The following is a 14,588-nucleotide window of genomic DNA, read 5'->3' as shown; positions in this document are numbered from 1 at the left end:
ATCTTAAATGACTCTGAAAATAGTATAGAATCTGCCAACTCTATTTTGGAAGATAGCTTAGTTCAAGTAATACCGGCTTCAAAATTAGCGGACAATATTGAATTATTGAAAAATTAAGACTACAATATTGCGACTTTATTTAGCGGTTAGCCTTACAACTAAGTGTAGCAACAAAATTATTCATCTCTCGCTTGTACCCCAATCAAGGGGTATATATTTTGCTTGAAAAAGAACGTGCGTTCACTGTGCCAATGGATGGTACCGCAACGATGCTTTGGGTCAACCAAATAATGATCTGAATGTAGGAAAGGGCGAAAAGTAAAAACAACTCACACCTAAAAAGATGATGGATTAGAATAGCTTTTGACTATTGCAAAACTGCTATTCGCCACAATGACAGTTTTCAACGAGATTAACGACTTCTTCAGCCGGTTCATCTACTGGTTCAAATAAGTTACAAGCTCACCGGCTTCCACAGTGGTAGTGTTTTGTACTAAAATTATTTCATCAACATTATACTGTTTACAAATAGGAGAATTTACATGGCACTCAAGAAACCCGGATTGATTGCATTAGTGGTTGTCCTAGCGTTCGGAATACTATTTGAACTTGCTAGGTTCGCTGTATTGCTTGGTAAACTTTTTAGCTGATTAGGAACTTTAAGAATCACGACTAAAGCATAATTAGGGAATGCTGAAAAGTGGGCAGAAAATAGCTTTAATAAGTGCCGCTATATCCAAGCGTTCTCTGCTGCAAAATTTCATAAATAACTGTGCCATACTCGAAGATTTAGTCTTATTAACACGACTGAACGCGGATAAAAGAAAAGGCCCTGACTCAAAACAAAAAAATTGCCGCCATCCCAATCATGATAATTGCGGTAGCGGCAATCTTTTTGTTTTATCAACAGCTTATTCCTAACGCAAGGGTGGTGGATCAGTTTCATGTTGTACAAATGGATATTCGCTCCTTAAATAAAATCCGCATCCAAGCCATGAAGACGCGAGATAGGACCGATGAGACATACAAATACATGTAACGCGAATGAAAAGAATTTCTGTGTCCCATGGATAACTTATAGACCGTTTAACCGCGGTATCACGGCAGTATTGGTTATTATGAAATGGGTCTTATTCTGATTACCAAGCGTCCCAATCTGGACTAGAACTTCAAATCCGTTTATGAGATTGTGCCGCACATTCATGACATGAAGTGATTCAATCAGGCGCTAAACGCCATTGAATCATCCACCTACAAGAAGCAGCTCTACTTTATTAGTACCTAATAAGGTATGACTATATTGGGCATAAAACTTACGAAAGTGATGTAAATTAGTCATTATCAGAATGTAAGTCATCATTTCCGGTCAACTTTGGTATTAAGTCAAACACAGTGCCTAGCAATGCCAGAAAACTTGTACCTGCAAAAACAGAACCAATAATTTGATGACCGTGAAGAATCAAATAGAATGACAACAATAAAAATAGCATCGTGATAGCTAACCCACCCCACAGACAAATATACGCCAAATGTCCACGCCTTCTTTGACGCTTGGTTTCCAGATTTCTTCGATGTTCGGATTCTTGTAATCCATTCTCAATAATTCGTTTGGCAGCATCGGGATATAAATTCTGGTATCCTTTTAAAATATCTGGATGTGGAATAGGTCCGGAATACATTTCCATTGTTGCAATTAAGTCATCGCGTTCGTCCCGTGGCAGATTTTGTAATTGATCGATTATTTCAGCGCTATTTGCTGAACCCGTTGACTTTGGCTCGTCTGGTAAGGTCTCTGTCATATCTAATTAATCCCCGCTCCATATCTTCGCCAATTTTTCGCCAATCACTGGCAATTGAACGTTGCGCGGATTTAGCTGGATTGATGACATGATTGCTATTCATAGAAAATAGGTTAACAATTCGTGGCATTATCGTATTTGCTGGATTAATCTTAGAAATAATTCGCGCAAAATTAAACATTATTCTTACCTCCTGTGATTGACTCTCTTATTCTTGTCAAGTATACCACGCACTCTCTGCTTCAGACCAGTAGGTGTCCTCATAATTACAGTCAATATAAATTGACCCGATTGAGCCTAACACTTCTACTTAATGAGCTAAAACATGAGGATACGAGGACGATTAGCACTTTAGTAAGTCATATGACTCGAATTAAACAAGCTTCTTGCATGTTAAATAGGAGAAACACAGATTGATCTTTCACTCAAATATTCGACTATTTACGATCATCTATGATCTACTCCCTCACTCTAAAACATAGTAACATTTGCATCCTGGAACTCCGTACTTTTTGGACGGTTTGGTGCACAAATCCTCCCAAAATGCTTAATGTGCACCAAAATATCTAGCCACACCGATTCTCAGTGTTTCTAAAAAAGTAAAAACCGTTTCATATCAACGGTCTACGTCGATATGAAACGGTCAGCTTAGTATAAATATGACCTTACCCGGACTCGAACCGGGATCAACCGCTTAGGAGGCGGGTGCCCTATCCAGTTGTGCTATAAGGCCATTAACAATCCGTAAAATATCATCTCACGGATTGTGATTTTTGGCAATTACTGATTGCTAAACCGGTCACGATTTTTCTTGCGCATGCCCTTTTTCTTGGAATGCTTGTTGTGACCCTTCTTCTTTTTAGGCGGTGTCGGGATATGACGCTCCTGAGTCACCTGCACGCGATTGACCTTGTCTGGATGACCAACACTCATCACGCGATGACGGCCGTTAGTCGCCTCGCCAGCCTTCTCTGGATGGTCAAACGTTAATGGTGGGACTACTTTGTCTGGTTTGGTATCCACGATATGGTAATCGACCAAATAACCTGGCTTGATTTCATAGTCGGTGGTGGCCATCAATTTCTTGAAATCACGAATATCATGATCATCACCAAAGGTCAGCACGAGGCCATCCGCACCCATCCGACCAGTCCGACCACTCCGGTGAATATAGGTCGTCACGTCTTTTGGCAACTGATAGTTGATGACTGCAGGCAACTCGGGCACATCGAGGCCCCGGGCAGCCAAGTCAGTCGTCAGTAACAACCCCACCTTGCCCTGCCGAAATAGGCGCAGGGCTTTTTCACGTTCAACCTGGCGCTGATTACTGGTTAACGCAACGTAACTAACGTGTTGGTGGCGCAATTCTAGGGCAACGTGTTGCAGTTCCTGCATCTTATTGAAGAAGACTAGCGCCCGCATATGGTCGACCCGACTGATTCGTTTTAATAAATCAACGCGGTGGCGATTACCGACTTGCATCGTCCGGTGGCGCACCACCCCCTGTGTCTGGTCGATGGCGCGCACGTCGATTTTTTCAACATGCTGGCCGAACCAGCGTGGGAGTTCATCTAAAATCTTAGTTTCAGTCGCGGAGAAGAAGCCCAACTGCAGAGTTTCAGCAAACGTCGCGTCTAAGATTTCACGAATCTGATCTAAAGTCTCATCCGTCAACAGCTCGTCCGCTTCATCGACGATCATCATTTTCAAATGGCCCAATTTGATTTTACCGTCCGCAATCAAATTAGTGATCCGCCCAGGCGTCCCAACGATCACTTCCGGGTGCTTCTTGAGCTTTTCCATCTGCCGCTTGACGTTGGCGCCACCAGTGATGGCGAGCACCTTGGCGTCAATCAGCTGGCCCCACTCGCGAACCACGTTGGTCGTTTGCATGGCTAATTCTTGCGAAGGTGCCAAAATCAACGCTTGCGTGCCCTCGCCAACTCGTAATTTTTCAAGCATTGGCCAAGTGAACGCCAACGTCTTCCCAGAGCCAGTCGGTGCGAGTCCTAATACTGACTGTCCCGCTGCCAGTGGCTCAGCGACCGCGGTCTGAATCGGCGACAATTCGGTGAAACCAGCCGCCGCAAATTTGGTTTTAAATACGTCTAACATAGTGCCTCATTTCTATTCATCGGTAGCCGGAGTCTCACCCGTAAACGTCAAGTGAGCCGATTGCCGTAAATTAAATAATAGTTTATTCACATTGCGACTGAGTTGTCGCCAAGCCAAGTAGTCTGCTTGATATTTTGCTGGGTCATTGATCACAGCCGCAAAATCACGCGCCTCCGCTAGCATTGGATTATCATCGGGCGCCACGCCAATATTGTGCGCGTTCCCGTCATTATCCTGATAAGTCACCTGACCCAATTCGGCCGGATTATCCATCACGATAGCATCACGGGCACCGTTGATTTCAGAAGGCAAAAACGAGTTGCTAGTCTTGCCGACATTCAAGGTGACCGTGAAATCCGCGTAACGTAAGATGGCGACCCCTTTGCCGTCCACCCCGGTCCGTGTCAACGTCGGATAGTAAGCGACTTCTTCTGGCATCCCGAACCAGCCGACAGCATCATAGGCCAAGTAAACGCCCAAATCTTGCAGTGCCCCACCCGCATATTTCAATGAGAAAATATTGGGTTCTTCGCCAGCCAGCACGGCATCGTAGCGAGACGAGTACTTCATGTACGTCAACGTCGCGCCTTGAACCATGGCCAGTTTTGAGATTTGTTCCTTGACCCGTTTGAAATTAACTTCATGAATCTGCCGCGCCGCTTCAAACAACCGCACATCGGGGTGCGCAGCTAACACGGCGTCTAATTGCTCGAACTCCCGCTGATTCGTCACGGCTGGCTTTTCAACAATGACGTGCTTGCCATAAGCGATGGCCTGCTTAGCTTGGGCAAAATGCAGACTATTCGGCGAAGCAATGTACACCGTATCAAAACTGCCCTGACTAAAGAACTCATCCAGATCCGTAAACGTTTCTGTCGCATGATTTTTGTCAGCAAAGGCCTGCGCAGTGTCGGCGTGACGTGAATAAACGGTCGTTAACTGCCATTCTCCAGATTCAACCGCAGCATCCACAAACTGCTGGGTAATCCAATTCGTCCCAATAATTCCAAATTTTAACATTGATTGTACTCCTCTCAATGGCGCCCCAAATTAGCGGTGCTTACTCATAACTATATTTTAACAGTTTTCAGCGCTGAGTTGGGCGGCAATGATTGGTCAGGAGGACTTTTAGCGTGATAATTGGTCTTTCAGAGCGAAATTGGCCGATAAATCGAGTCGCAGTCAGACGTCAAACTTCCGCCAGATTCTCGGCTTTAGGAGGTCTAATCCGGCACGCAGTCTGATGATGGTTGCCAGAAAACTGCACTTGACGAAATGTCGAACAGGGCGACTCAAGGTAAGCTGACGATCAAGGCCAAAAATCGGGGTGCTCATCCCCCAAAAAATTTTCGTACGATATTATCGCGCCTCAATTTTGGCCGAAAAAAAAGAGCCGCCACGCGGGCAGCTCTTTTAAAAGCTAAGCTTATTGAGGAACAACGTTAGCAGCTTGTGGGCCACGATCGCTTGATTCTTCATCAAAAGTAACTTTCTGGCCTTCTTCTAAGGTCTTGAAACCGTCAGTTTGGATAGCTGAGAAGTGAACGAATACATCGTTGCCATCTTCACCAGTGATAAATCCATAACCCTTATCAGCATTGAACCATTTTACAGTACCATTTTTCATGAACTAAATCCTCCTAGGATATAAAAAATTAAAGTAACAAAACAAATGTTATTAACACCTATAAAGAATTTACGGTAACACAATTAAATGATACTTTAAAACTTCACATAAATGCCAATCACATTATATAGATTAACACACTCACCCAGTAAATTCCAATCAGAACCCAAATTAATTCAAAAAAAGTACTAACCCCCGTCACCCAAGTTAACGAATTGTTACGTTCATTACCCGCAAGTAACAAGTGAATAAAGCCTTTGATAAGAAGCCACTTATTACGTGACGGAGACCGTATTTTAGTGGTATATTTTAACCATAGACTTATCCGAAAGAAGGTTGATCCGGTGAAGCGACGAGGCGCAATTTTATTTGGTTTATCATTATTAGCAGGACTCTCCAGCACATTGGTCCGCAAACGTCACCCCAGCCAGATTGCTGATGGTGATCTAGCCGTGTTCTATGCTGGCACCTGGACGTACCGCGACGAGGCTCATCACCGGGATCACACGCTCGAAATTGACCCCAACATGATGATTCGCATCGACGGTCGCGCCATGCCCGCAACGGTTGAATCCATCTCATCAAGTGAACTGATTTTACTCGATCAGTACGGGTTTCACCTTGAAGTTAAAGCGAACGAGCAGCGGCCCGTCGCCCTATTCGACGAAGCCGACGACCGCAGTTACGTGATTTTATCACCACACCAAGCCAAACGCTTAACTGATTAAACCCACGCAGCTCCTGATTCATCAGCTGCTTTAAAATAAGTCCCAAGCTCATCAATCCGATGGTCTTGGGACTTATTTTTTGATTCGGCGGTGCTTAATTGGTGTAGAGGTTTATTGCTAGTTTGCACGTTCATCACTAGCTCCAGCACCTGGTACTGGCTTAAATCTGGCAATTAAATACTGCGTACAATTTAAATGCACGCTGATAATTTAAATACGCTTCATTAATTAATTAATTTGAACGCTGGTCACTAACTTAAAGGTGCACCACTAGATTAGGAAACCACTATTTGAACCGTGCAACGCTAGTCCTACTGCTCAACACGAATTTAAGCATCCACCGCCAAGTCAAGCTTACTAATTCAAACTCTCCGCAACGACTTGATTATACTGTGCCGAATTACCGTTAAAAATCAAGCCACTAAACTCTTGGCGCGTTCCATTTTGCTGATAAACGGCGCGGTCAGAATAGTGCATGAACAGTACACGCTTGGACCGATGATGGGTGTTCGTCGTATCCAGCCACAACGGGCTCTGCTTAATCGCCGGCTTCACAACTTGTTTCATTAGTTCTGGCGTCGACCAGATCACACACTTGCGGTCATAATCCTGCGTCAACTTGGTCACGAGTGCCCGTAATTTTTGTCGCGCTTGCCGCACCGCAATCGTTTTATCCGTATAATTGCCATAATAATTGACTTGAATCGCAATCGGTAAATTGCCGATGCTGTCGCCGACCGTCTTCTCAAAATAAGCAGCCTGGGCTGACGCGGACGACGAGAAACTAAACGTATGGACAACGCCCACGCCGAGACTGGTCCCGATAATGCGTTCGTAGTTGCTGGAAAAGTTGTCATCCGTATAGCTCGCGCCCTGAGTCGCATGCATGTAGACAAACTTCAGGCCGTCATTTTGCAAAGCCGCAAAGTCCAAGTAGCCGTCATTTTGCGAAACGGCGACGCCTCGAATATTGAAGCCTTCGACGACGGACGCACTCCGCCAGCGTAACCACATCAACCCACCCCAAATACTACCGAGGAGCAGGACTAGAATTAACAGCCAGCCAAGTCGGTGACGCCAACGTGCCCACCGCGTTCGTGCATATACTGGTCGATAATGTTGCCGCTTTGTCATCTCATCAATCCTTTGCCTACAGCATTAAAGCTCTGTTCGCGTCTGACTAATGGCCTCGCGAACCCGGCCAAGACTTTCAGCCATTTCGATATTACCGTGAACAGCCGTCATCAAAAAGAGACTGTCGATAATGCTCATTTGCGCAATCAACGAGGTCAGTCCTTCTGAACGATAATTAATTTCTTCGGCCACCGAGATAAAGGCGACCGTGCTATTTTTTGCCAATGGTGAATTGCCGAAGCTAGTTAGGGCAATCACCGGCACTCCTTGCGAGTTTAAGGTCGATAACACTTGTAGCGTCTGCTGGTTGCGTCCAGTGTGTGAAATCACAACAGCGACATTCTGAGCATTCATCTGGGCCGCCTGCATCAGTTGCATATCATAGTCGCTATTATGCGCACATGGAATGCCCGTGCGGACGAATTTGTGGTAGCCATCTAAGGCTGCGACCGCCGAACCTCCTAGGCCGTAAAAACCAATTGAGCGCGCATTTAACAATAATTCGACCGCCTGTTTTAAGTCGGCCTCCGTCATCACCTGACTGGTCTGATCCAGGGAGCTCCGAATACTATTGAAAGTCGATTCAGCAATGCCCTTAAAAGTCGTTTGCTTTTCAACATCTTGAAAGGCTTCGGCATTCGTCTGTTCGATGGGTTCCGCGGCCGTTAACTCACGTGAAAAATCGCGAAAACTGCTAAAACTGATGCGTTTAACGAACCGTGAAACGGTCGCTGTCGACACGCCAACTGCCGCGGCTAGATCTGAAATCGACTGCGCCGCCGTTTTGACTGGGTCGGCAATAATATAATCCGCAATCTTGCGGTCAGTAACACTGAGGTTCGGATAATAAGACCGAATCAGCGTCAGAACGCGATTGCGATGTACTGGTGTTTGTGTGGACATGCTGACCACCTCCATGTCCAAATTTTACCACAATTCTGATGGTCACTATCAATTTCTTGTCATCATCACCAATTGACGTGCTGTTTTCGCTGACCAGTCCGCTGCCACGAATCACCCGCAATCACCGTCACCAGCTTTACTCATCCGGCTAAAGAAACGCTGGCACGCTGGCACGCTGCCAACCAATCTGATCTGCTGACAGGCTGAGCGGTTGGCTTCTGAGAAACTATGGCGTCGGATTTGCCGAGATCAGTCCCTTGTTCGTCGGTTTATTTTTATCGAGCATGTAGGTTCGAATCAAGGTCACGATTTGCGCGTTTTGAGGCAGATCTGAGTGTTGGGCATTATTACCCGTGACCGTGATTTCAGTGAAGTGTTTGACCTGGCCCTGATAAACGTACTTGCCCGCTTCTACACTGCGCGCGGGGACTAGACCGTCCGAATCGTAATTTTCAGTCCCAGCCACCGAGTACATCGTGGCAGACTTCGGTAGTCGGTCCCGATATTTGATGAAATCCGCCAGCATCTGGGTCTTATGATTCAGATTTGCTTCAGAGAAGTTATACAGCGAGCCAATCGTCATGATGCGCTTGACCGTAATATCATCCCGATTAAAATAATGCTCGAAGTAATACGTATAAATCAGCCCACCATTCGAATGACCGATGGCTTTGAAATTATTAAATTGATATTTAGCGGCCAACTTTTTAAACGCCAGCGAGAACCAGCGCGCCTGTTTTTTGATATTGTCATAGCCGTCCCGATTATTTTGAAAGCCGACGACAATAATTGGCTCATTGTCCCGCGCCCGCAACGTTCCCGTCATTTTGATACTGTCATCCGTGTTAACGGTCAATTTGATCAAACTATGCCGGCGATGATCCGCCTTATTGAGCTGTTTGACCAGGGTATCAAACCGATTTTGGGTGGCACTACTCCCGGGAATCATGATGATTGGTGACATTTGCGAGTCGTGACGGCCAGTCATCGCGGCCACATTGGCACGGGTCCAATGATAAGACGGGCCAACTAGGCAACCGAGGAAAATCAAGCCCAGTATTAAAACTAGCAGACTACGCCGTCGACGCCAATTTGGTTGATTACGCATTTGAATCGCCTCCCACTGACTGCTGAGCAGCGCGCACAATGGCTTCCGCTAACCGCATGAATGGCAGATAAATCGCGACTGATAACGCTAAGTTGATTAGCCCTAACCCAAGCGCCACCACGTTTCCGTTTGTCCCGATAAAAGCAATCAACGGCCCCGGAGTCCCAATCGGTACTGGGTACACGACCGGTGGAATCCAATGCAACGCAATCGCGATGGCTGCGGTGCCCATATTGACCAGTGGCGCCAGAATAAATGGGATCAGATAAATTGGATTATATAGGACTGGTAACCCAGTCAGTAACGGACCGTTGCTATTGAAGAGTGACGGCAGCAAGCTCCACCGCGCGACAACGTGATAATTATGATTATCGCTGCCGATATAAATCGCAATCAGCAGTGCGAGCAACATCCCCGTCCCACCGAACGTGCCAAACGCGTGATAGAGTGTGTTTGCCGTGTACGGATACGGGACATGATAAGCCGAATGGTGCGTCAGGGCATAATTCAGGTTCGCAGTCATCGTCGAACTATTGGTCACCAACCGTTCTTGATAGGGCCCCGCCAACCCCAGAATTTCAAGTAAGAGCGTTAACGCGGCTAAGGCGAACGTCATCCAGAGGCTGTGACTCGTCATCGCGTACTTTTGAAACGCCGACCAGCTGTCCATCGAATAGGTCAAAATCATCAACCAATTCAGGGCCAAACTAAGCGCCACCGCTAGTATTAAGATCAGCGCCATCGGTAACAGCGAACCAAACGTCCGGGTCAAAATATCGGCCGTGTGCGGACTGGCTTGTTCGGGCACGGGTTTACTGAACCATTTAAAACACAATCCGGTCAGGCCATTCGTCCCAATCAGTAACGTGTTAAAGATACCAACTTGATTCTGATTCGTATACTGATAGGCGATAATTAGCAAGGCGATCGCCGCGGTCAACCCAGCTAACTGGTCATCGCGCTGATGCAACTTGGCATGATACTTGGCCGCCCCAAACGCCGCCACGACAGCCACCCCATTCAGCGTGAGCGTCGTCAAACTATCAAAGGGATAGTGTAAGTAACGATAATACGGCACCCACTTAGACAAGTGAAAAATACTGGCAATAAAACCCGACTTAGTCAGAACCGTCAGCTGAATAATCTGGCTGAACGTCCCAATTAAGATAAATGGAAAATCAACATCAGGGTGCGCTGAATGATACGATAAAAATTGGTTTGCCGGAAACGGACTAGGCGCGGCACTAACCGTTGAATTAATTGCTGCTGACTGATTCCCATTGACAACCCCCCCGATTCCTGTCATTTACTGGTTCTTATTATAAGCCGTTTAGTCCGCTTCTGCCTATTACAATCTTTCACAAATTTTGACACGTCAACATTATCGATGATTGTATTAACAAAATTATGCTCGCGATAGCCACTGGTGAGCGTTCTCGGGCTGCATCTGGTGAATTCATGTCAAAGTGAAACCGATTATTCGGCCTGATTTATCGCACAATCTCGTGAGACTCATCACATCATTTATTGATTGCTAATCTGCAACCAAAAAACGTGCAGGTCAGTCCTTGACTTGGACTCACCTGCACGTTTAGTAATTAATTGATTAATTGTTAACGATGACCGAACTGATTATCTTAAACTAATCGACCCTGACCGTGCGCGACCGCTAATCAGATAAGTGGCGGTGGTACCGACCCGACCCACCTGGTAACCATCCGCATGGTGGTCCACTTGGGCAAAGTGCGGCGCGGTGACTCGACCACTTTGGGACTCTAATTCATAACGGTAGCTAGCATCTGTGGGTGTCGAAACCTTGATCGATCCACTATGTGCCGCAAGCGTAGTATCCCCGTTAATAGCGGCCAAGGCAAGCTTGATGCTCCCCGATTTGGCCGTCCATTGACCGCCACCACGGACTTGCTGGCCGCTAACACTACCACTAGTCACACGGACGTTGTAATTCCCAGCAGCAACGTCAAGTAGCCGCGCCCGACCGCTTTTAACGTTCAACACTAATTGTTCAGCAACCTGAACATCAGCCATCGTCAGACTTCCTGATGTCACCTCGCTGGTGAAGGTCGTCATACCAACCGCCACCAGCCGGGCACTACCACTGACAACTTGGAGTTGTAATTCAGACAAGTGCTGGAGATTGCCCATAATGACGTTGCCAGAGCGGTCGCTCAGTGTCAGTTGACCTGCATATGACGCTGGAATCAGGATTTGGACGTGGACTCGTAATGGAATCAAAAACGGCACCTTGCCTTGCACGATTTCAAGCCGGTCCTCAAACGTCGTGACCTGACTGTAATAAGCCGGGTTATTATAATTCATGTAGTCCCGAATAATCACGTCATTCCCCGCTTCACGCGTTGGCAAGACTTTGACCGTCGCTGCGCGATAATTGATAGCGATGTGTGCTAATCCAGTCAGTGACACGCGCTGCTCGTTGACCAATGGGTGCCGTTCACGATAGACGTCGTCCAGGTTCGCGGTGACGTGCTGATTCGACTCGTCAGTCGCGGTATCGTCCGTGGTTGACTGCTCCTGATCAGCATCGGTTTCGGGCTGGGACGTTTCACCTGGTCGCTGTGACTGTTCCTGTTGTTGCGACTGCCCACGTTGTTGCGAGCGTCGTTCATCGTCAAAATCTGTCTCGGCCTGGTTTTGAAGACCGTGTTCATCCAGAATCCAATTGCCCACCTTCAACCCATTAGCATCCGCTTTGATGGTGCCGTTATTAATTGAGAGGCCGTCCGCATTGATTTTGAGCGTCTTACCATCGTCAATTTCAATGCCGTTGTCATCCACGATGACTTGATGTCCGTGGACGTGTTCAGCAGTCCCATTCTCTTCGTTGATCTGTTTGATCAAGGCATTAATATCACCGAAGTCACTAAACGCTTCGGCGACCGCCTCTTCTGGTTCAAGTCCACTAGCTACTTTATCATTTGCCGCTTCGTTCAAATCAGCTGATAGTTCCGTTTTTAATTCCGCCAATGCGGCAGTGTCTGGTTGGTGCTTAAAATAAGTATTCAATCGCATTGCGACGAGTTGTTCAATCTTGGCTGACATCGGCCTCAATCCTCCCTAAAATCAATTCATCAATCACTTGCTTTGCAAAATTCCATTCATCGATATTGTGTTGCAGTGTCTGTTGGCCCTGCGTCGTAATCTGGTAATACTTACGCCGACCACCCTGCGTTTCATTGCCCCAATAACTGCGAATATCTCCGTTTTTCTCTAACCGCCGAAAAACGGTGTAGAGCGTTGCTTCGTTGATGACGTACGCGTCGTGACTCAATTGCTTGATGGTCTTCGCAATCGCATAGCCGTAACTGTCACCCTGGTTCAAAATATTGAGCACAATGGTTGTCGTGTGCCCCCGAATCGTATCCTTGGAAATTTCTGGTTTCACCAAATTGACCTCCTCTCGACTACTTTGTCAGACATAGTAATTTGATGAACATAATATACCACCGATTACTGTGTGTGTCAAAGTAATTTGTTTTGAAAAATGTTCAGTTCTCAATTGCGGCCCATTTTTGAGAATTAAGTGCCGCCGGAATCATGCGATTAACGCCAAATATGCGCATGTTTGCCGGTTAGTGCGATAGCCACCGCTGGTTTAATTTCCCACATAACTAACCCGGCGTCGCCCTTACAATGGCCGCATCTCATCAGTTAGCACATCTAAAACGCAATTGATTGTGTTAGTCGCGGTACCTCAATGCGCTCATCCTGGCGATACGAAAAAAGCGACGCTGTCTGCATCACACGTCGCTTAATATCGAATCCATTAATTTTGAATCGTGATTACCGGTCATCAATCCAGTTGGCAGCCGTAACTGTACGCAACTCAGGCATCAGTTTTTCAGCTGTTCAGATTGAACTGCACTTGAGATTGGCAGCTGACCCGGTTTCTCACGCCATTCACACAAATGCAACCGTATCACAACTACTGTAACCACTCAAAAACCCCAGCCACTAATTACAAGCCATTATAATTATAAAAAACTAGTTAGCATAGAAGCCACTATAATGACAAACTGGTGAACAGTGACTACCCGCTATCGCCAGTTAATTCGGCTCAGCACCCGTTTACCCAAGCCGTTTTGCAAGATAATGAAGACTGGGTAGGCGCTAATCATCAGTGGCAGGTAGATCATTGCCAGCGACCAATCCAGCAGATTGACTAGCGAGAAAATCTTGCCACCAAATAAGAACACGAGGACAAATAAGGTGGCCATCAAAGCGACCAGCCCGATTTTAAACCGGTTCAGTGGTCGTGCGGCAATCAGCAAGGCGTTCAAACTAAAAATTCCCGTCATCAAGACGCTCAAGGTCGCGGTCGTTTCAAAGTTCAAATTGAAATGGCTGCCGAGCGCCATAATAATCATAATATAACTGACGACACACAGGGCGGCTGGCACCGCAATCTCCATGACTTGTTTCATAAAACGACCCGTAATTCGCGTATAATCTGGCTGTAACGCTAAGAAGAATGTTGGGATTCCGACCATCAGCGAGGAAATCGGCGTCAGTTGAATCGGCTCAAACGGGTAGCTGTGGCTCATAAAGATAAAAATCAGCGTCAACGCTACCGAATACATCGTTTTGATCAGATACAAGGCGGCGACCCGCTCAATATTGTTGATGACCCGCCGACCTTCATTTAAAACTTGGACCATCGCATCAAAATTTGAATCAATTAGGACAAAGTCGGCGAGACTCTTCGTGGCTTCACTCCCACTCGCCATGGCGATGCTACAGTCGGCTTGTTTCAACGCTAACAAATCATTGACCCCGTCACCCGTCATCGCCACCGTATGGCCATCACGTTGGTATGCCTTGATCAATTGTTCCTTTTGTTGCGGGGTCACCCGACCGAATACCGTGTAATCCGCAACCAATTGGTCATAGTTAGGGTCATCACCGACCTGGCTCATGTCGACAAGTCGCTCTGCACCCTGAATTTCCGCGCGTTTGGCAATACTTGCGACCGTCACGGGATTGTCTCCGGAAATGACTTTCAACGCAACATCCTGATTGGCAAAAAAGCCAAAGGTGGCTTTCGCTCGCGGACGTAATTCATCCGTTATTAAGATTAAGCCCAGACACTTTGGCGCCGTTGGTTTAGGCGTCGTCAGAGCCGCAACTTCCGCAAGCAC

General features: G+C 46.7%; 14 protein-coding genes and 1 tRNA gene. 2 read left to right on the top strand and 13 right to left on the bottom strand.

The window, feature by feature from the left end; genetic code table 11:
- The first annotated feature begins 868 nt into the window (after window positions 1-868).
- The gene (locus KGF70_RS17845) at window positions 869-1,039 is read left to right on the top strand and encodes a transposase (protein WP_367115011.1); all 171 of its coding nucleotides are present in this window, start codon (window positions 869-871) and stop codon (window positions 1,037-1,039) included.
- Between the two features lie 292 nt (window positions 1,040-1,331).
- Here KGF70_RS17845 and KGF70_RS15100 read toward each other — a convergent pair whose 3' ends face one another.
- The 6 genes from KGF70_RS15100 to KGF70_RS15075 form a co-directional block, all read right to left on the bottom strand.
- A complete protein-coding gene (locus tag KGF70_RS15100) occupies window positions 1,332-1,799 on the bottom strand; it encodes a DUF2335 domain-containing protein (protein WP_216769271.1) in 468 nt (155 codons plus the stop codon).
- On the bottom strand, window positions 1,750-1,980 hold the full coding sequence (locus tag KGF70_RS15095; RefSeq protein WP_216769270.1) for a hypothetical protein: 231 nt from the start codon (window positions 1,978-1,980) through the stop codon (window positions 1,750-1,752). Before KGF70_RS15095 ends, KGF70_RS15100 begins: the two co-directional genes overlap by 50 nt.
- Before the next feature lie 479 nt (window positions 1,981-2,459).
- Window positions 2,460-2,532, bottom strand: a tRNA-Arg gene (locus KGF70_RS15090).
- A gap of 47 nt (window positions 2,533-2,579) precedes the next feature.
- Window positions 2,580-3,914 carry a DEAD/DEAH box helicase gene (locus tag KGF70_RS15085; protein ID WP_216769269.1) on the bottom strand — a complete coding sequence of 445 codons (1,335 nt, stop codon included), beginning with the start codon at window positions 3,912-3,914 and terminating at the stop codon, window positions 2,580-2,582.
- A gap of 12 nt (window positions 3,915-3,926) precedes the next feature.
- Window positions 3,927-4,934, bottom strand: coding sequence for a Gfo/Idh/MocA family protein (locus KGF70_RS15080; RefSeq protein WP_216769268.1), 1,008 nt, complete (start codon window positions 4,932-4,934; stop codon window positions 3,927-3,929).
- A gap of 406 nt (window positions 4,935-5,340) precedes the next feature.
- Window positions 5,341-5,541, bottom strand: a complete 201-nt coding sequence (locus tag KGF70_RS15075) for a cold-shock protein (RefSeq protein ID WP_003638174.1) — start codon at window positions 5,539-5,541, stop codon at window positions 5,341-5,343.
- 344 nt (window positions 5,542-5,885) lie between these two features.
- On the opposite strand from KGF70_RS15075, the gene KGF70_RS15070 reads away from it, so the two are divergent.
- The gene (locus KGF70_RS15070) at window positions 5,886-6,269 is read left to right on the top strand and encodes a DUF4828 domain-containing protein (protein WP_003638173.1); all 384 of its coding nucleotides are present in this window, start codon (window positions 5,886-5,888) and stop codon (window positions 6,267-6,269) included.
- Between the two features lie 357 nt (window positions 6,270-6,626).
- On the opposite strand, the gene KGF70_RS15065 is transcribed toward KGF70_RS15070, so the two are convergent.
- The 7 genes from KGF70_RS15065 to KGF70_RS15035 form a co-directional block, all read right to left on the bottom strand.
- Entirely contained in the window at window positions 6,627-7,403 is a 777-nt protein-coding gene (locus KGF70_RS15065) for a GH25 family lysozyme (protein ID WP_050338899.1), read from the bottom strand.
- A 24-nt stretch (window positions 7,404-7,427) separates the two neighbouring features.
- Window positions 7,428-8,306 (bottom strand): MurR/RpiR family transcriptional regulator, encoded by an 879-nt coding sequence (locus KGF70_RS15060; protein ID WP_216769267.1) that lies wholly within the window; start codon window positions 8,304-8,306, stop codon window positions 7,428-7,430.
- Between the two features lie 226 nt (window positions 8,307-8,532).
- Window positions 8,533-9,414: an alpha/beta hydrolase gene (locus tag KGF70_RS15055; protein WP_216769265.1), complete on the bottom strand. Its 882-nt coding sequence runs from the start codon at window positions 9,412-9,414 to the stop codon at window positions 8,533-8,535.
- A complete protein-coding gene (locus KGF70_RS15050) occupies window positions 9,407-10,720 on the bottom strand; it encodes a PTS transporter subunit EIIC (protein ID WP_253954873.1) in 1,314 nt (437 codons plus the stop codon). Before KGF70_RS15050 ends, KGF70_RS15055 begins: the two co-directional genes overlap by 8 nt.
- 326 nt (window positions 10,721-11,046) lie before the next feature.
- The gene (locus KGF70_RS15045) at window positions 11,047-12,492 is read right to left on the bottom strand and encodes a DUF4097 family beta strand repeat-containing protein (RefSeq protein WP_216769264.1); all 1,446 of its coding nucleotides are present in this window, start codon (window positions 12,490-12,492) and stop codon (window positions 11,047-11,049) included.
- The gene (locus KGF70_RS15040; RefSeq protein WP_003638167.1) at window positions 12,476-12,835 is read right to left on the bottom strand and encodes a PadR family transcriptional regulator; all 360 of its coding nucleotides are present in this window, start codon (window positions 12,833-12,835) and stop codon (window positions 12,476-12,478) included. The genes KGF70_RS15045 and KGF70_RS15040 overlap by 17 nt, the downstream gene beginning before the upstream one ends.
- 652 nt (window positions 12,836-13,487) lie before the next feature.
- A partial coding sequence (locus tag KGF70_RS15035) for an HAD-IC family P-type ATPase (RefSeq protein ID WP_216786484.1) occupies window positions 13,488-14,588 on the bottom strand: 1,101 nt, incomplete at its 5' end.

Source organism: Lactiplantibacillus sp. 7.2.4 (assembly GCF_018991185.1).
Classification (GTDB): domain Bacteria; phylum Bacillota; class Bacilli; order Lactobacillales; family Lactobacillaceae; genus Lactiplantibacillus; species Lactiplantibacillus pentosus.
Note: the sequence above shows the minus strand (reverse complement) of the source record. Positions and strands in the feature narration are given on the sequence as shown.